At 44.0% G+C, this 18,081-nt stretch carries 16 protein-coding genes and 1 pseudogene; 12 read left to right on the plus strand and 5 right to left on the minus strand.

Annotated elements, in window-relative coordinates; all coding sequences use genetic code 11:
* Positions 1 to 239: 239 nt before the first annotated feature.
* The gene (locus GBN19_RS03700) at positions 240 to 1,142 is read left to right on the plus strand and encodes a TIGR01777 family oxidoreductase (RefSeq protein WP_151777222.1); all 903 of its coding nucleotides are present in this window, start codon (positions 240 to 242) and stop codon (positions 1,140 to 1,142) included.
* Between the two features lie 2 nt (positions 1,143 to 1,144).
* Here GBN19_RS03700 and thiO read toward each other — a convergent pair whose 3' ends face one another.
* Together thiO and hemB are read right to left on the minus strand one after the other, a co-directional pair.
* Positions 1,145 to 2,260: a glycine oxidase ThiO gene (thiO, locus tag GBN19_RS03705; RefSeq protein ID WP_151777223.1), complete on the minus strand. Its 1,116-nt coding sequence runs from the start codon at positions 2,258 to 2,260 to the stop codon at positions 1,145 to 1,147.
* Positions 2,261 to 2,291: 31 nt separating this feature from the next.
* Entirely contained in the window at positions 2,292 to 3,305 is a 1,014-nt protein-coding gene (hemB, locus tag GBN19_RS03710; RefSeq protein ID WP_151709419.1) for a porphobilinogen synthase, read from the minus strand.
* A gap of 97 nt (positions 3,306 to 3,402) precedes the next feature.
* On the opposite strand from hemB, the gene GBN19_RS03715 reads away from it, so the two are divergent.
* From GBN19_RS03715 to GBN19_RS03725, 3 genes are all read left to right on the plus strand, one after another.
* A complete protein-coding gene (locus tag GBN19_RS03715) occupies positions 3,403 to 3,900 on the plus strand; it encodes a thioesterase family protein (RefSeq protein WP_151777224.1) in 498 nt (165 codons plus the stop codon).
* A 336-nt stretch (positions 3,901 to 4,236) separates the two neighbouring features.
* On the plus strand, positions 4,237 to 5,325 hold the full coding sequence (locus GBN19_RS03720; protein ID WP_228271207.1) for an HlyD family efflux transporter periplasmic adaptor subunit: 1,089 nt from the start codon (positions 4,237 to 4,239) through the stop codon (positions 5,323 to 5,325).
* A 6-nt stretch (positions 5,326 to 5,331) separates the two neighbouring features.
* Positions 5,332 to 6,858, plus strand: coding sequence for a DHA2 family efflux MFS transporter permease subunit (locus GBN19_RS03725; protein ID WP_151709422.1), 1,527 nt, complete (start codon positions 5,332 to 5,334; stop codon positions 6,856 to 6,858).
* Between the two features lie 59 nt (positions 6,859 to 6,917).
* Here the strand turns inward: GBN19_RS03725 and glpK are convergent, their stop codons facing one another.
* On the minus strand, positions 6,918 to 8,405 hold the full coding sequence (gene glpK / locus GBN19_RS03730) for a glycerol kinase GlpK (protein WP_151777226.1): 1,488 nt from the start codon (positions 8,403 to 8,405) through the stop codon (positions 6,918 to 6,920).
* Between the two features lie 135 nt (positions 8,406 to 8,540).
* Here glpK and GBN19_RS03735 point away from each other — a divergent pair, with 135 nt between their 5' ends.
* The 5 genes and pseudogenes from GBN19_RS03735 (at position 8,541) to GBN19_RS03750 (ending at position 11,263) form a co-directional block, all read left to right on the plus strand.
* Positions 8,541 to 9,410 (plus strand): D-hexose-6-phosphate mutarotase, encoded by an 870-nt coding sequence (locus GBN19_RS03735; protein WP_151777227.1) that lies wholly within the window; start codon positions 8,541 to 8,543, stop codon positions 9,408 to 9,410.
* Positions 9,411 to 9,891: 481 nt separating this feature from the next.
* Positions 9,892 to 10,611: pseudogene (locus GBN19_RS03740) on the plus strand (aspartate aminotransferase family protein).
* A gap of 16 nt (positions 10,612 to 10,627) precedes the next feature.
* Positions 10,628 to 10,774: a hypothetical protein gene (locus GBN19_RS16050; protein ID WP_228271205.1), complete on the plus strand. Its 147-nt coding sequence runs from the start codon at positions 10,628 to 10,630 to the stop codon at positions 10,772 to 10,774.
* A gap of 10 nt (positions 10,775 to 10,784) precedes the next feature.
* On the plus strand, positions 10,785 to 10,946 hold the full coding sequence (locus GBN19_RS03745) for a 2-oxoadipate dioxygenase/decarboxylase family protein (protein WP_151777228.1): 162 nt from the start codon (positions 10,785 to 10,787) through the stop codon (positions 10,944 to 10,946).
* A gap of 11 nt (positions 10,947 to 10,957) precedes the next feature.
* Positions 10,958 to 11,263: a hypothetical protein gene (locus GBN19_RS03750; protein WP_228271206.1), complete on the plus strand. Its 306-nt coding sequence runs from the start codon at positions 10,958 to 10,960 to the stop codon at positions 11,261 to 11,263.
* A 63-nt stretch (positions 11,264 to 11,326) separates the two neighbouring features.
* Here GBN19_RS03750 and GBN19_RS03755 read toward each other — a convergent pair whose 3' ends face one another.
* Positions 11,327 to 12,391 carry an NADH:flavin oxidoreductase/NADH oxidase gene (locus GBN19_RS03755; protein ID WP_151777230.1) on the minus strand — a complete coding sequence of 355 codons (1,065 nt, stop codon included), beginning with the start codon at positions 12,389 to 12,391 and terminating at the stop codon, positions 11,327 to 11,329.
* Positions 12,392 to 12,484: 93 nt separating this feature from the next.
* On the opposite strand from GBN19_RS03755, the gene GBN19_RS03760 reads away from it, so the two are divergent.
* The 3 genes from GBN19_RS03760 (at position 12,485) to GBN19_RS03770 (ending at position 14,973) form a co-directional block, all read left to right on the plus strand.
* The gene (locus GBN19_RS03760) at positions 12,485 to 13,384 is read left to right on the plus strand and encodes a LysR family transcriptional regulator (protein WP_151777231.1); all 900 of its coding nucleotides are present in this window, start codon (positions 12,485 to 12,487) and stop codon (positions 13,382 to 13,384) included.
* A gap of 102 nt (positions 13,385 to 13,486) precedes the next feature.
* Positions 13,487 to 14,065 carry a TetR/AcrR family transcriptional regulator gene (locus tag GBN19_RS03765; protein ID WP_151777232.1) on the plus strand — a complete coding sequence of 193 codons (579 nt, stop codon included), beginning with the start codon at positions 13,487 to 13,489 and terminating at the stop codon, positions 14,063 to 14,065.
* Complete coding sequence (locus GBN19_RS03770; protein ID WP_151777233.1) at positions 14,062 to 14,973, plus strand: DMT family transporter; 912 nt, start codon at positions 14,062 to 14,064, stop codon at positions 14,971 to 14,973. Before GBN19_RS03765 ends, GBN19_RS03770 begins: the two co-directional genes overlap by 4 nt.
* Positions 14,974 to 17,130: 2,157 nt before the next feature.
* Here the strand turns inward: GBN19_RS03770 and GBN19_RS03775 are convergent.
* Positions 17,131 to 17,700, minus strand: coding sequence for a hypothetical protein (locus tag GBN19_RS03775; RefSeq protein WP_151777234.1), 570 nt, complete (start codon positions 17,698 to 17,700; stop codon positions 17,131 to 17,133).
* Positions 17,701 to 18,081: the final 381 nt, after the last annotated feature.

Consider the following 18,081-nt stretch of genomic DNA (forward strand, 5'->3'; position numbering starts at 1 on the left):
AGGAACAAATGTTGGAGTTTAAGGTCACCGAAGTTTAACTTTTGCGGATGCCGTGCAAAAAACTTCGGTTGCTACTGACCTTGTACCCTATATAACGTCATCAGTTTGGCAATGGTTGACAAGAAAAATGAAAAAAAGCAAAAAAAATTCAAAAAAATTAACTTCGCTGAAGAATTAAACAACTCATGTTATATTTAAATCATTCTAGAAAAATATAAATTGTATCGGGAGAAGAAGATATGCTCACTCCGACGGTTTTGGTTACAGGTGCATCTGGTTTTATTGGTAGCTATTTATTACCTGATTTGCTTGAACGTCAGTATCGTGTGATTGCTTTGAGTCGTCATCAACGGGTTTCACATCAAGCCAATCTGCATTGGATTCAAGATTTACAGCAAGCCAATGGTGAAGTGATTGATTATGTAATTAATTTGGCTGGAGAGAGTATTGGTAAGGGGCGTTGGACAGCTCGCCGTAAGCAGCAGTTGATTGATAGCCGAGTCCAGACCAGTAGGCAGCTCTTCTACTGGCTACAACAGCAACGACAACAACCTCAACTGATTATTTCAGGTTCAGCGATTGGCTATTATGGTATAGACGAATCTGAACGGTGGACAAAAATTTGTGATGAAACAGCTGCACCTCAAGCGATTTTTATGTCAGAGCTTTGTCAGCAATGGGAGCAGGCAGCATTGGCTTATAAAGAGCAGTATCCCATTAAGATCATTCGTTTAGGGGTTGTTTTTGCGAAGAAAGGGGGTATCTTGCCGCAGATGTTACAGCCAATCAAATGGCGACTGGCGGGAAAAATTGGACATGGTCGCCAGCCTGTGACGTGGGTGCATATTGCTGATGTGCTTGGAGCGATTGAGTTTTTGATGCGTCATCGACCTGCCGCACAGATTTTCAATGTCGTATCGCCTGAGCAGATCACACAACAGCAGTTTGTACAGTGTGCTGCACATTGCTTACAGGTTCGACCGCTACTCACTGCGCCAAGTATAGCTTTTAAATGCTTGATGGGTGAGCAATCACAACTGATTTTAAATGGTCAGTTTGTCCAGCCTAAAGCCCTACTGAATGCAGGCTATCATTTTCATTACCCAACGCTAGATCAGGCCTTGCATCAGATTTTAGGTTGAATTTAAGCCATTTCAGGATGCAGCAGGCGTTCAGGTGAGTAGGCAGTTGGATCGACCAAGGTAGTTTGCTTGAGCATCAGTTGACGCAGTAAACGCGCTGCCGCAGGGCCCATGCATAAACCATTACGGAAATGTCCAAAGTTGGCCCATAAGTTGTCCACTTCAGGGATTTGTCCGATATAGGGCACGCCATTTGGAGAGCTTGGACGTAGCCCTGCCCATTGATCGACCAGTGGAAATTGCGCCAGTGCAGGCACCATTTCCAATACAGCATCGACAATATTTTGCTGAATATCGGCTTTCGGCGTGTTGTCAAAACCAAAATCATTCATGCTTGAACCACAGACAATATGCCCGTCACGCCGTGGAATCAGGTACATGACTTTATTCATACACATGGTGGGTAGCCAGTTTTCAGGCGTTTTAAACAGTGCCATTTGCCCGTGCACAGGTTTGACAGGAATATTTAAATCCAGTGGTTCAGCCCATGCCTGACTCCAAGCTCCTGTGGCGAGCACTACCTGATCGGCAGCAAATTTTTCACCATTTTCCATGTGAACGGCAGTGACTTTTTGATTTTGAATGTGTAATTTACGAATCGCGCAATGTTCTACAAATTTGACTTGTGGTTGCTGTTTTAAATAGACAATCAAGGACTGCAACACACGTGGATTGCGTATATTGGACAAATGCGGAAAAAATAGCGCTTGCTGAAATTGTTCAGAAATCTGCGGATTAATGTGATGTAGTTGTTGCCCCTGAAGTAATTCGGCATATTGCATCGGTTCTTGATGACGCTGTGCATAGCTTTGACCAATCGCAAAATCTTCAGGGTCAAAAATCAGCATACCTGTATGCTGAATCTGAAAATCAATTTTGGTGACTGGAAACAGTCGTTCATTGTATTCCTGATAGAGCGCCTTACCATATTGGGCGAGCTGATTTACCGCAGTAGGGTAGCGCCACGGATACATGGGCGACAAAATGCCACCACCTGCCCATGATGCAGCCTTACCTGCGTGTTGCTGGTCAAAAATCGTGACTGAACAGCCCTGTTGAATCAGTTCTAGGGCTGAGAGTAAACCACTTACACCCGCCCCAATAATGGCAATCTGCATCGTGCGCTCGATCTATCTAGGGAAGATGAATTTATTGCATTTCTTTGAGTTTTTGGGCAGCGACATCGGCAAAGTATGTCCAGATCCCGTCTGCACCTGCACGGCGGCAGCACAGTAAAGATTCTAGGATCACACTTTCGCTCAGCCAACCATTTTGAATTGCACCTGCTAGCATCGCATATTCACCACTAACCTGATACACAAAGGTTGGCACGCCAAAGGTATCTTTGACTTCACGAACCACATCTAGATATGGCAGACCTGGTTTTACAATCACCATGTCTGCACCTTCTTGTAAGTCCAGTGCAATTTCATGCAAAGCTTCAGCGCGGTTGCCCACATCCATTTGATAGGTGTATTTGTTGCCACCTTTTAAGTTGCTTGATGAACCCACGGCATCACGGAATGGGCCATAAAAGCTTGATGCATATTTGGCTGAATACGCCATGATGCTGGTGTCGATAAATCCATTTTGCTCAAGGACTTGACGAATCGCACCAATACGACCATCCATCATGTCACTTGGTGCAATCACATCTGCACCCGCTTCAGCATGACTAAGTGCCTGTTTGATCAGACATTCAACCGTTTCATCATTCAGCACATAACCTGTGTCATCAATAATACCGTCTTGACCATGTGTAGTATAAGGGTCAAGTGCGCCGTCAGTGATCAGCACCATTTCTGGTAATTCTTTTTTCAATAAACGGCAGGTGTTTTGTACTAAGCCATCTTCACGCCATGCGGCTTCTGCGGTCAGACTTTTGTCTTCTTGTGGTGTCACAGGGAAAAGTGCAAGTTTCGAAACGCCAAGTTCAAGCAGGCTTTCCGCTTTTTTTAATAAGAGATCAGCCGACAAACGCTGAATATTTGGCATGCTTGCAATGTCTTCACGTTGATTTTGCCCAGGGAGAACAAAGACAGGATAAATCAGGTGATGTGCGGTCATTTGAGTCTCACTGACCATCGCGCGGAGTTGATCATTTTTACGGATTCGGCGCATACGGGTCGCAGGAAATGCAGGGCGATTGAACGTATAAGTCATAACAATCTCGATGTCCAGTATTTAACTTGGGGGCTATTGTAGACCTATAATGATGTGTTTGTACAAGAACATCTTATTCATCAAGGAAGAACTCGGCATGAGTCACATAAAAACAACATGGACAGGGCAGCTCAAGATTCAAGCTGAAACATCGCTGACCGATATTTTGCAGCAGTTGTGCGATGCCTTTAATCATTCCCCTTTTTTGCAACATAATGGCATTGAAATGCGCGTGGTCGATGATCAGATTCAGGGGCATCTCAATATGCACCCTAACCTGATTGGCAATGTCGCCTATGAAATTTTACATGGTGGGGTGGCGGCAACTTTGCTCGACAGTTTAGGGGGTGTTGTGGCAATGGCTGAACTGTATAAACGTGCCGATGAGCATCATCGGGAACAGGTTTTAAAACAGATTGAACGTCTGGCAACGCTTGATCTGAGAGTTGATTATTTGGCTGCTGGGCGCGGTCAGTATTTTATTGCACATGCAGAAGTCCTCAGAATGGGCAAAAAAAGTTGTACAATGAGAATGTCGATGCAAAATGACTGTGCAGTCAATATTGCAGTGGCGATTGCATCTTATGTGTATTAAATAGATGAATAGTAAATTTTTTAATTCTATTAAATAGACCATTAAACCTTAAAAAAATAGACTTTTTTACACTACTTTGTACACGTTTTTAAGAAAAAAACAATCTTGTATTTTTATGCTCAAAATGTGATTTTTAACCGATATAACGAAACAACTGATTCAAAAATCAAGACTGGGTACAGTTCAAATCCATTTTCTCAGGGGCGTAGCCCGTTGTTGTGAGATGTATTTGAGGTGTTCTGATCACAGTTTGAGTTAATTTAGGAATATGTGATGACTGATGTCTCCAATGATACACCCGCTCCACAACAGCCTGAGCTTAATTCTGACTCAGCCATGAAAGCGAAGCGTAAAAAACTGTTGAGTTTTTTGGCGCTGATCTTAATTATAGCCGCGATTTTATATGCAATTTGGGCGATCTTTTTTAACAATACCGTCAATACTGACAATGCTTATGTTGGTGCGGACACTGCCGAAGTCACCTCAATGGTCACAGGGCAAGTGGCTAAAGTACTGGTGCAAGATACGCAACAAGTCCATAAAGGCGATGTTTTGGTTGAAGTCGACCCGCGTGACGCCAAAATTGCCTTAGCGCAAGCCGAGGCAGCATTGGCAAAAGCTAAACGCCAGTACAAGCAGACTCAAGCTAACAGTAGTTCTTTAAACTCTCAGATCTTTGCCAGCAGTGACAGTATTACCAGTGCTCAAGCACAGGTGGTCAAAGCCCAAGCCGACTATGAAAAGGCACAGCAAGAGTTGGCGCGTCGTCAGGCATTGGCACAAACTGGGGCAATTTCTAAAGAAGAATTGACCTCGTCACAAAGTGCTGCGAAAACAGCACTGGCTGCGTTGAACGTTGCGAAAGCTGCCGTGTCACAAGCGGAATCGAACCGTAAAGCAGCGCAAAGCAACTTGGCTGCCAATGAAGCGCTGATTGCTGGTGCAAATGATTCGACAGCACCTGATGTGTTGTCAGCACAAGCACAGGTTCAACAAGCTTTACTGGATTTAGAGCGTACCGTGATTCGTGCCCCTGTAGATGGTGTGGTGACCAGTCGTAATATTCAGGTGGGTCAACGTGTTGCACCAGGTTCTGTGCTGATGAGTGTTGTGCCAATTTCACAACTTTATGTTGATGCCAACTTTAAAGAAAGCCAGTTAGCGAAAGTACGTGTAGGGCAGAGCGCAACATTAACCTCTGACTTGTATGGCAAAAGTGTAGTCTATCACGGCAAAGTCATAGGCTTCTCAGGTGGTACTGGTTCGGCATTTGCTTTGATTCCTGCGCAAAATGCCACAGGCAACTGGATTAAAGTGGTACAGCGTTTACCTGTGCGTATTGCTCTTGATCCAAAAGAATTGGCAGCGCATCCGCTTCGTGTTGGTTTGTCGATGGATGCTGATGTCGACCTCAGTGCGAAGTAACAGCCTATGAAAAATGCCACTCCTTTTGCTGAGTTGACAGGAGGGCGATTACTGCTGGCAGCATTTGTAATCGCGCTGTCCAACTTCATGGTGGTGCTTGACACCACCATTGCCAATGTATCCGTTACCCATATTAGTGGTGACTTGGCAATTTCTACCTCGCAAGGCACATGGGTGATTACCTCGTATGCCGTTGCAGAAGCGATTTGTGTCCCGCTCACAGGTTGGCTGGCTGGACGCTTTGGCTCAGTTCGTGTCTTTGTCACCTGCCTGTTTGGCTTTACTGTATTTTCACTGTTGTGTGGTTTATCAACCAGTCTTGAAATGCTGGTGTTTTGCCGAATAGGACAAGGGCTGTTTGGTGGCCCGTTGATGCCGATTAGCCAAGCCTTGCTGATGCGGATTTTCCCACCTGAAAAGCATGCTCAGGCGATGGGCTTATGGGCAATGACCACTGTTGTCGGGCCAATTTTAGGGCCAATTTTGGGTGGCTGGATCAGTGATAATCTGACATGGCACTGGATTTTCTTTATTAATATTCCAGTCGGAATTATTTGTGCCTTTGCTGCCTTACGTATTTTGATGCCTGCTGAAACGCCAACGACACAGTTAAAAATTGATGGTATGGGTTTAGGTCTTCTTGTACTTTGGATTGGTGCTTTGCAGTTGATGCTCGACCTTGGGCATGACCGTGACTGGTTCAATAACAGCATGATTGTTACGCTGGGATTGATTGCAGTGATTGGTTTAGTCGTATTCCTGATTTGGGAATATACCGAAAAGCATCCTGTGGTGGACATTCGGATTTTCAGGCATCGCGGATTCTCAATTTCGGTGCTGACACTGGCATTTGGCTTTGCTGCGTTCTTCGGCAGTATTGTGATTATTCCACAGTGGCTACAGACCAATATGAGTTACAACGCGACATGGGCAGGTTATCTGACTGCGATGATGGGCTTTGGTAGTTTGACCATGTCCCCAATTGTCGCAAAACTGGCCAGTAAGGTGGATGAGCGACTCTTGGCCTCCTTTGGTTTTGTGCTGATGAGTGGTGTGACCTTGTTACGTGCATTCTGGAACAATGAAGCAGACTTTATGGCGTTGGCATTACCTCAGATTATTCAAGGTTTTGCAGTACCATTCTTCTTTATTCCACTGTCCAATTTGGCTTTAGGTTCCGTTTTGCCACATGAAATTGCATCCGCTGCGGGTTTAATGAACTTTGTGCGAACCATGGCAGGGGCAATTGGAACATCGTTGGCAGTGACCTTGTGGGATGACCACAGTAAAGTGGCTCGTAGTGAAATGGTGTCGAATTTACATACCGATGCTACTGTTCGTGTGCTTGAAGCCAATGGCATGAGTCAGTCAACGATTCTTGGGATAATTTCTGATTTGGTCGATAAAGAAGCACTGACGATTTCAGTCAATCATGTATTTCTGATCTTTACCCTGATTTTCTTGGTGGGTGCGGTGTTGATTTGGTTTAGCCCACGCGCTAAAGGTGCTGTTGGTGGAGGACATGCTCACTAGCCCTTATGAAAAACAAAACAATAAAGCCAGTCATCTGACTGGCTTTATTGTTTGCAGATTTAGACTAAATCTGAGCGGGCACGTTTTAAGGCTTGATGCCATTGTGCAAGCTGACTTTGGCGTTGATCGGATGAAATGCGAGGTTCAAAGCAGCGGTCAAGTTGCCATGACTGGGCAATTTCATCGACATGCGAAAACACCCCGATTTTCATGCCTGCCATGGCTGCTGCCCCCCATGCCGTTGATTCGCGCATTTTGGGGCGCATCACAGGTACATTGAGAAGGTCGGCTTGAAATTGCATCAGCATGTCATTTTGACTGGCACCCCCATCGACTCGCAGTTCTTTGAGGGGTTGAGTCACATCGGATTGCATGGCGGTTAAGACATCTGAAACTTGAAAGGCAATTGCTTCTAAGGCTGCACGTGCAATATGTGCTTTGGTGGTACCGCGTGACATGCCACACAGCAAAGCCCGCGCATCGCTATCCCAATACGGTGCGCCTAAACCTGTAAAGGCGGGAACCAGTACCACGCCGTCAGTATCTTTGACCTGACAGGCCAGTTTTTCTACTTCTTGACTGCTTTTAATAATGCCCAAGCCATCTCGCAGCCATTGCACAATCGCACCCGCCATAAACACGCTGCCTTCGAGGGCGTAATGGCGATGATTTTGACAGTTCCATGCCAGAGTGGTGAGCAGTTTATTTTGGCTGTATTGCAGTTGTTCACCCGTATTGAACAGCATAAAGCAGCCTGTGCCATAGGTGTTTTTTGCCATGCCTGCTTCAAAACAGGACTGCCCAAACAGCGCGGCTTGTTGATCCCCCAAAATGCCTGCAATCGGAATATTGCTGCCCAGTAAACCTTGTGCAGTATCGGCAATATAGGCATCGGAATGGATGATTTTGGGCAAGACACTGGCAGGAATGTTAAACAGTTCGAGCAGTTCCTCATCCCATGTTTGGCTGCTCAGATTCATGAGCATGGTACGAGAGGCATTGCTGACTTCAATCACATGTTCAGCGCCTTGCGTCAGGTTCCACACTAGCCAACTGTCAATCGTGCCAAAAGCCACATGGCCTTGCTGTGCCAGTTCACGTAAACCTTCAACATTTTCAAATAACCAGACCAACTTGCCTGCACTGAAATAAGGGTCGACTAAAAGTCCTGTGCTTTTCTGAATTTTTTCCAGTAATTGTGGCTCTGAAAATTGATGACACCATGCGGCTGCACGACGGTCTTGCCAGACCAGCGCAGGGGCAAGCGGTTTGCCTGTGCGCTTGTCCCAAACCACAGTGGTTTCACGCTGATTGGTTACGCCTAAGGCTTTAATATCTCGAGCCAAAATACCTGCCGAAGCCAAAGCTTGCTGCACCACAGCAATTTGGGTTGACCAGATTTCATTGGCATCTTGTTCGACCCAACCTGAGTGGGGCGTTTGAATGGAAATTTCACGCTGTGCGATGGCGTGAATCTGTCCTTGTTCATTAAAAATAATCGCACGGCTCGATGTTGTTCCCTGATCGAGTGCCAGTAAATAACTCATAACAAAACCATCACAGTGGCAGACTGTCAAAAATACTAGCCCAATCAAGTTCAGAAAGATATGTGAATGATGTTTGCAAAAAGGCGAAGATCTATTAATCTCCAAGTTAAAACAACAGATCTATATCCATATTATATGCATTCAATTCGAACTTTAGCTTTTAATCAACGACTCAGTGAACTTGAGGTTTTAGAAATCGATAATCCGTCTTGTACAGCAAAAATTGCTTTGCAAGGTGCACAAATTTTACAGTTTCAGCCCAAACAGTCAGCACAGCCGCTGCTATGGTTGTCTTCTGCCAACTCAGGTAAAAAAGGCAAAGCTTTACGTGGTGGCATTCCACTGTGTTTTCCATGGTTTGGTTCACATCCACAAGGTCTGCAACCTGCACATGGCTTTGCCCGTAATCAGCTTTGGACGTTGCAAGAAGTTAGTTACGAGGCAGAGCAGGCAACCCATCATGTTGATTTTACTTTACAAGATTCTCCCGCAACACGACAAATTTGGGCACACGCTTTTCGTTTAAAACTACGGATTTCCTGCGGTGAAACCCTGAATTTATATTTGCAAGTGGAAAATACAGGGCAGAAAGCTTTTGATTTTAGTTTCGCATGGCACAGTTATTTTCAGGTCAAGCAAATTCAGCATACCCAAATTCAAGGCTTGCAACAGGCTGAATTTATGGATCAGCTCAATCATTATCAACGGGATGTTGAAGATCAGGCAGTGACTTTCCAACAGGAAACCGATCGTATTTATCCAAAAGCTTTGGGGCATTATCGGATTGAACAAGCAGATGCACAGACCATCAGCATTCGCGCACCTGAGTGTGACAGTGTGGTGGTGTGGAATCCTTGGCAAGCAAAAGCCGAGCGTCTGGGGGATATTGTTGCAGGCGACTGGCAGCGTTTTGTCTGTGTAGAAGTGGGGCAAATTGCGCCGCAACAGGTACGTCTGGCAGCAGGGGCAGCAAGTTATTATCAGCTACAGATCGCCCATGTCTAGATAGAGAAAAGCTCACTGTAAAAAGTGAGCTTTGGCATGAACTTTTTTGCGCTGGATTCATGTCGAGCAAGGTGTTAAAAAACACACAAGCGCAGTGATTATAGAAAGCTTGCACCATCAATAAAGCCATATTTTTATGACACACTATCCTATTTTTTGACCTATTCTCAATGTCTGGCTGACTGGGGCGCAAATATTTTAACTGCTTAAAATTGTGGGAAATAATAATCTATTGAATTAGAAAGTAAATAAGAAAAAAGTCGCACAATTTGACCCCAAGAAAAAAAGGAATGCTAAAGCAAATTTTCTTCGTTTGAGAAGCGACCTGTGCAGCGCTTAAATAAATTCATCAACCACAATTCTAACGAGATGCACAGTAAGTCAGAATCGAGGAGTTTCAAGCGCATTAGGGCTGATTCATCCTGTCATTTTAGACAAAGGATGTAATGCCGAAGTTTGGGATGAACACGGTCAGCGTTATATCGATTTTATTGGGGGCATTGGTGTGCTGAATTTGGGGCACTGCCATCCAAAAATTGTCGAGGCGATTCAGCAGCAGGCTGCGACCATGACCCATTATGCATTTAATGCGGCACAGCACCGTCCTTATCTCGAATTTATGCAGCAGTTACTGGACTTTATTCCTGTGGATTATCCATTGGCAGGCATGCTCACCAACAGCGGTGCCGAAGCTGCGGAAAATGCCTTGAAGGTGGCACGTATCGTGACAGGTCGTACAGGCGTGATTGCGTTTGATGGCGGCTTTCATGGACGCACGCTGGCCACTGTGAATCTGAACGGCAAAGTTGCACCGTATAAACAAGGCTTGGGTAATTTATCCAGTTCGGTGTATCACATTCCTTATCCAAGTCAGGACAATGGCATCACCACGCAAGATGCGAAAAAAGCCTTGGCGCGATTGTTCCAAGTCGAAGTCGATATTGAAAATATCTCTGCGATCATTTTTGAGCCAGTGCTTGGTGAAGGCTGTTTTCAAATGATGAATCCTGACTTCGCCCAGTATTTACAGCAGTTCTGTCAGGAACACGGCATTTTAATGATTGTGGATGAAATCTAGTCAGGTTTTGGTCGTACAGGAACAGCTTTTGCATTTAGCCATTTGGGTATTCAACCTGACTTATTGCTGCTTGGTGAAAGCATTGCAGGCGGTATGCCTTTAGGTGCTGCGTCGGGCACGTGAACAGTGATTATTGCTGATGCCAAGCGGTCAGGCGAAAAATATTATTCGCTTGCTGACACCGCTGACCATTCAGCCTGAAATCTTAGAAGAAGGTTTGGATATTTTGGAACATGTGCTTGCAGCAACGGCACAGCAACAGATGCCAGTCATTGCTGGAGCATAGGGGAAAAATCATGACAACTTGGGTCAGTAGCGATGCGATTCGGGCGCAATTTTCACAGTGTATGTCCGAGATGTATCAAACGGAAGTGCCACTGTATGGTGACTTGTTGGAGTTGGTCAATGATGTCAATCAGATCAGCTTGGTGAAACAACCACAGGTGCGATTGCCTTAATTGTGTATTTGGTGATTGCGGTATCGCAACTCAGAATGCGTTATAGCGTTGAGCATGCAGGCGTTCAGCTCAGCTTTAAAATGTGGTGCTTCCCCTATGTGACTTGGTTTGTGATTCTGACGATTTTGGCGGTGTTGGGCTATATGTTTATTTCACCTGCATACCGTTATGAAACGCTGATGTCAGTCGGTGTGACCACCATTATGCTGATCGCCAGTTTCTTTGTGACCCGTCATCGTCAGGTACAAAAACCTTGGCTAAAAAATCAAAATGCCAATGTGTTGAACAGTAAAAATGTAGGAGAGTTTTCTAAATAATTGAGGGATATCGATGTAGAGACAGGCTCTACATCGATCAGTCGATCAGGTTTTTAAATGGCGTTAAAAACTGGCTGCATAAGACTCAGGAACAAAATGTTGTTCACCATCACGGGTTTTATGCTGTTGCTCCGCATGCAATAACCAGTAAGGATTACGCAGTAAACCACGACCCACCGCCACCAAGTCCACCTGTTGTGTTCCTAGTACATAATCTGCCACTTCGGCATCTTCTAGCATACCCACTGCAATCACAGGGAGTTGAGTTGCCTGTTTTACCGCAGTCGCCAAATACACCTGATAGCCCGCTTGAAAATTTGGGGTATGTGCAGGGTGTAAAGCACCATCGCCACCACCGCTGACATCCAACACATCCGCACCTGCGGCTGCAAAACGACGCGCCACTTCACAGCCATATGCCAAGTCAAAACCGTTTTCGCTATATTCCTGTGCAGAAATACGCACCAGCAATGGCATATCCGCAGGCATTACGGCTTTAGCAGCACGAATCACCTGTTCACCAAACAGCATTTTGTCCTGACCGTATTCGTCCTGACGCTGGTTGGTTTTGGCGGAGTAAAACTGATGAATCAGATAACCATGTGCTGCGTGGAGTTCAATTGCATCGAAGCCTGCATCCACGGCACGTTTTACCGCATCCTGAAAGGCTTGTACCATTTCTTGGATTTCAGCCTTGCTGAGTTCACGCGGTTGCTGATAATCCCATGCGCTGTTGTTGCCTTCATTGGCACCGTCATAACGGATCGGAGATGCTGAAACCACATCATCACAGCCGAGCGCTTTACGCCCTGCATGGGCAATTTGAATGGCAATTTTACTGCCACGTGCATGTACTACATCGACAATTTTTTTCAGTTCATCACGCTGCTGATCATTCCATAGACCTAAACAGTTCGGGGTAATGCGACCATTGGGCATGACGTTGGTCATTTCCACAATAATCAGACCGACGCCGCCGACTGCACGTGAGGCGTAATGTACCAGATGCCAGTCATTGACCAAGCCATCAGTAGCTTGATACTGACACATCGGCGGCATGACCACACGATTTTTAAGGTTAAGGTTTTTGACCGAAAAGGGCGTATATAAATCATGCAACTTTGCCATGAAATTTGCCTGTGATAAAAAGGGATAATGCCTTGCATAATAAGAATGAATTAGATATAAATCCAATCATGAAATTATATAAATGCTATAAATATGGATAATATCAGGTCGCTGGATCTTAATTTGCTTAAAGCACTGGATGCCTTGCTAGATGAACGCAATGTCACCCGTGCCGCAGAAAAGCTGGCGCTGACCCAGCCTGCGGTCAGTAGCATGCTCAACCGTTTAAGGGTGAAATTTTCCGACCCGCTGTTTGTACGGGCATCGCATGGGATGACCCCGACCAACCGTGCTTTGGCGCTGGCAAAACCTGTAAAGCAAATTCTGGCGGATATTAATGCCTTGATGCAGCCAGTGGAATTTGACCCGAAACAGTTGCACCTGACCTTGAATATTGCCGCCAATGACAACGATATGCAGGCGATTGGCTTACCTTTTGTACTGGCACTCAAACAGCAAGCGCCTCATGTCAAAGTGGCCTTTCTCTCCATTCACCGTTTAGACATTCAGGGCATGCTAGAACGGGGTGAACTGGATTTGATTTTCCTTGACCCTGTCAATGCACCCGCCGAATCCCATACTCGTGTGCTGTATCAGGAGCGCTATGTTTGCATTATGCGAGAAGGGCATCCTGCAGCGAGTCAGCAGGCACTGACCTTAGATCGGTTTTGTGAACTGGAACATGCACTGGCTTCTTATGAAGGCGGGCAGTTTTTTGGCGCAACCGATGAAGCCCTTGCCAAAATCGGACGTCAGCGCAACGTGGTGCTGTCTGTCACCAGCTTTTTGTTATTGCCCGATCTTTTGCGTAAAAGTGATTTGATTGCGGTGGTACCTGCACATCTGGTGCAAAATATTCAGGGGATTGTGGTGCTTGAACCACCTGTGCCTGTACAGGGTTATACCAAGGTGATGGCATGGCATGAACGTAATCATCATGACCCGATCCAGCAGTGGTTACGGACTTTAATTTGGGAAACCTGCGGCGAATAATTTTTCCCCATTCAAGTTTTCAAACTTTAGCTTAAAAAAGATTCACATTGGAATTTGATTTAGATAGTATTAGGTAGATCGGTCTACTTAATTTATTTTGACATGACACAGAAAACAGCAAAAGAGAAAATCTTGGATGCGGCCGCGGTGCTATTTTATAACCATGGCATTGCCAGTACAGGCATTAACAGCATTACCGACAAGGCACAAGTCGCCAAAATGTCGCTCTATAACAACTTTCCTGCCAAATCGGATTTAGTGGCAGCGTATATACATGCACGGCATCAGGAATGGCTAGATTTGTATGCCAAACGTTTGGCACAGGCAAATTCGCCGCGTGATGCAATTCTTGCAGTGTTTGCTGCTTATCAGGATCATGCCGAATGTGCCTATGAAAGTGGTTTTCGTGGCTGTGGCTTACTCAATGCAGCCGCAGAATTTCCTGCCAATAGCCCTGAGCGTTTAGCCGTTAAACAGCATAAAGAGCAGATTGAGCAGATCTTGCGGGAACAGTTACAGCAACTGTTGACGGATTCTGCACATGTTGAGTATTTGGCCAGTTTGCTCTCGTTTCTGCTTGAAGGTGCAATCATGCGTGCAGGTCTGGAAGGGTCTAGTCAGAAAATGCAACTCGCCAAAGACATGGCAGCGCAGTTGCTGGATCGGGAACTTGCCACATGAATCGCACAGCATCATCCACCCAAACGCAAAATCAGACACAGTGGGGAATTTTTGCAGTCCTGATTGCCTCTTTTTTATGGGGGACGACAGGCACGGCTGCATCGTTCGCACCGACCTTAAGCCCTTTGGCGATTGGTGCAATTGCTATGGGCGGCGGTGGTTTGCTGCAAGCCTTACTTGCCATCAAATACATTCAGCGTAATTTGTCGAAATTGCGTCAGCAGCGCACGATTTTACTGCTCGGTGGTTTGGGCGTTGGAATCTATCCACTGACCTTTTATTCGTCCATGCACTATGCAGGCGTAACCATTGGCACAGTGGTGTCGATTGGGACAGCGCCCTTATTTACCGCCTTACTGGAACGAATGGTCGATCGGCGAAAGTTGTCCAAGCGCTGGCTGATCAGTTCTGTGCTCGGTGTGATAGGGATTGTCTGTCTGTCACTTGGGGAGTCAAAAGCTATGCATGTGGCAGCAGAGGAAACGCATAAATTACTTGGAATTGTGCTGGGCTGTATCGCAGGCTTCACCTATTCATTGTACTCATGGTGCGCGCAAAAACTGATGCAACGGGGTATTGAATCCAAAGCATCTATGGGCATGATTTTTGGTTTGGGAGCGTTGCTATTATTACCGACACTGTATTTTACAGGCGGCAATTTACTGCATGAATCGATCAATATTTATGTGGCGGCGTATATGACCCTGATACCGATGTTTTTGGGCTATTTGCTGTTCGGTTTTGGCTTGAAAACGGTGCCTGCCAGTCAGGCAGTAACCTTGACTTTATTTGAACCTTTTATCGCCGCGATTTTTGCCATGACCTTGGTGGGAGAGCATTTAGCGATGATTGGCTGGGTGGGATTGGCGCTGATTTTTGGCTGCTTGTTGGTTTTGGCGAAAGGTTAAACTCGATGGCGACAATTGAACTCGATATGTAAGTTGTTGAATATAATATATATAGTTATTGATGTGTTTTGCTGTGATACAAATAGTGATACAAATTACTTGCTGCTAGGCATTTTTACCCCCTAGAGATAGCCGAAAATTACTCAAAAAATTATTTTTCTTTTTTCTCATGTCGATAAAACACCAAAAAATTGACATGACAATGATGATATGTCGATAGCGTAAACATACCAAGATCAACTTTATTGGATTCAAAATCCGAAATTCGGTTATGCCTCACCAGTAGGGTACTAAGCACTGTCCCTCGCGCCCGCGCGCGTTTCTTGATTCTGCATCATTTCAATAACGGCGGGTCGTGTGTTTTCCCATCCTCAAATTGAGGAAGTGCTATAGCTCCCTAAGTGTGCGCGGTGATGTGCGCATAGAAAAGCATGATTAAGAATTGGTGCGCACCACAAGGTACGCAGCTTGGTACGCATAGAAAACCCTCTTTCATAGGATTGTTTCGCAAAACGCACTTTTGCGCTTTGCTTTGAAAACAATACGGTAGGCAATTAAACGCCGTGAATGATTGAGCAATTAAGTTTTTGCCAGTTTTGACGGAAACCTCTGCTATAAGCTGCTCCTTAAATCTGTGGTTCAGGTGCGCCGTGAACGCAATTTTGCGTTTACCTTGAATAACAATAGGGTGGCATTTGAAATGCTGACCTTGTTCGCCGTTGTATGGATTGGGTACTACACAAAAAGTGTAGTTTTGAACCTCATAAAACCTAATATTTAAAGCCAATATCTACTTGATTTAGGATGGTGGGGGGTGTTGAAAGTTCAAGGGGTAATATAGATCGGACACCGCACACCATCTCACGTATAAAAAAATTTCTGTTGGAGTTAAAAGTTAACTTTGGAGTTAAATGTAGATAACTGAAATTTAGCTCTATGCCTTATATAGTAAGGGTTTTATGGGGTTTTCTTGTAAATTGAAAAGTTAAAGTAAAGAGTTAAAAGTTAACTTTGGAGTTAACTAAAAGGTAGGGGGGATAGTAAAAACTTGTAGTCTTACACGCCGTGACCGCTACCCTAGTCACATTTTTACATGCGCGAAATTAAAAATTGAGTGAGTTGACAAAAACTAAAGTTTCAATGGTGAATTAACCCACTTGATCGACTTTGAAGTGTGGGCAAGTTTGCTCATATTCCATATTTGAAATAGCAAATTTAGATCAGGCATTTACTTGGATGAAACGCCGTACTTTTCAAGTTTTACGTTGATGTACGTTGATGGAAAGCTGCTCTTTTCACATTTTACTTAGATGTACTTAGATGGAATGGTGGAAATGGCATGTATTACTTGGACGTACTTGGACAGAATGGTGGACGTTTCAACTTTCGCCAGTGATGAAAGTTAAGGGGAATATCCCTTTTTCAATCTTTACCTTGTTGTACCTTGTCAGATTGAGGGATTTTTCAAACTTTTCCTTGATGTTCCTTGATGAAATCGGGATTTTTTCCAGTGTTTTTGTTGGACGTAGCATGACAAAACAGGTTTTTTTGCTATACGTAGCTATACGAAATGAAAGTTATAAAACTGCCTGAAAACCTTGTTCTGTATGGCTTTGAGGCGGTTTTTAAATTATTTGTGGTAAAGGTAAATTGATTGGGGTTGTCCAACAAGATTTTTGATAGTTGATCAAGGGAATTTCCCCTTTCATGGTCTTACGAAATGAGCTTATTTTGTTTGACGTAGAACGACAAAACGCTATTTATGCAAAATGGCTATAACCCTTGATATATATGGCTTTGAGTGTGTTTTTGACTGGTTTTTTGGGTGGGCTTGTCGTACTAAATGATGTGTGCCTTGTAAGAGTAGCTAAGTTTAGTCATTTTCTTTGACATGATTTAGCTATGAATTAATGTAATTGATTGATTGTATTTAAATTTGTTGTGACATTTGGCTAGACATTTTAGCTAGTTAGTTGGTTGTGTCTTGTGATACGTAGTGATACGAAAGGCAGTTTTCAATAAATGGCTGTAATGCTTGCTGTATATGGGCTAGAGGGGTGTTTTGAGGTGGTTTTTATTGGGTTGTTGTAAAACAAAATTAAAAGGTCGTTTTTTGTGATGGACTTAGTAAAAAGCCCCAGTTAAGGGGCTGTATTTTTAATTTTTAAATATTTCATAATAATTGATAATCATAGTCTTTGGGTTAGCAAAACATTTAGTTGCATACTGATTTTTAAACGTATTTTGAAGCATATAATCTCTACTCAGCAATACGGCTCTTTCTGCATCATCTGATGCATTTAAGATTAACTGACTCTCTTCTGCTGAGGTTATATCAAGTAATTCCTCACTTTCGCGATTAAAACGTGGGGAATTTGCACCGACTTGTGCCTGTAATGCGGCATTTACATATGCATCAGTCACAATATTTGCGGATGCTTGGCAATATCTTCTTATATTATATTCAGTTTTTGGAATACCTTTAGCAAGCTGCTTTTTATATTCTGTGCGTTTTTTAATGGCTTCTTGTTCAATTTGTTTTTGAGTTGCTAGGCGTTGTACTTTTTCCTGATCTTGCTGAATTTTCAGTTGATGTTCATAATTTTTTGATATGTAGAAATCATAAAAGCAACTGCCTTCATTATCTACATTGATATCTTGAGCAAAGCACATGGATACAATAGTTTCTTTCATTTCTAAAGTTTCACTGTGAACCCTATTATTCATTAAATAGATGCTTCTCAAAGAATCTATATTTGTATAATTCTTATTGAGCTTTGAAAAATCAAGTTTCCTCGTTATATCAACTAAATATCTAAATTTATCCTCTGTGCTTTTTGCATTTTCATGCTCTACCTTAGCAATAGACCTCTTTCATAAATCAAAAAACAGCCACCTTTTAGATCAAAAAATATCCTGCAAAGTTTCATATTTTCAAGCATAATCCCTCCTATGAAATATCTAGACTTTAAAAAGCTTCCTGAAACTCAGTTTAAGCGATACACAGGCATCTCATGGTCAACCTTTGATTTGATCGTTGAATACATGAAGAAGAAGATCCACACCAAAGGGCGACCAACCAAGCTTTGCGTGGAAGATCAGGTTCTA

Origin of the sequence: Acinetobacter brisouii (assembly GCF_008993995.1) — a bacterium.
Classification (GTDB): Bacteria; Pseudomonadota; Gammaproteobacteria; order Pseudomonadales; family Moraxellaceae; genus Acinetobacter; species Acinetobacter brisouii_A.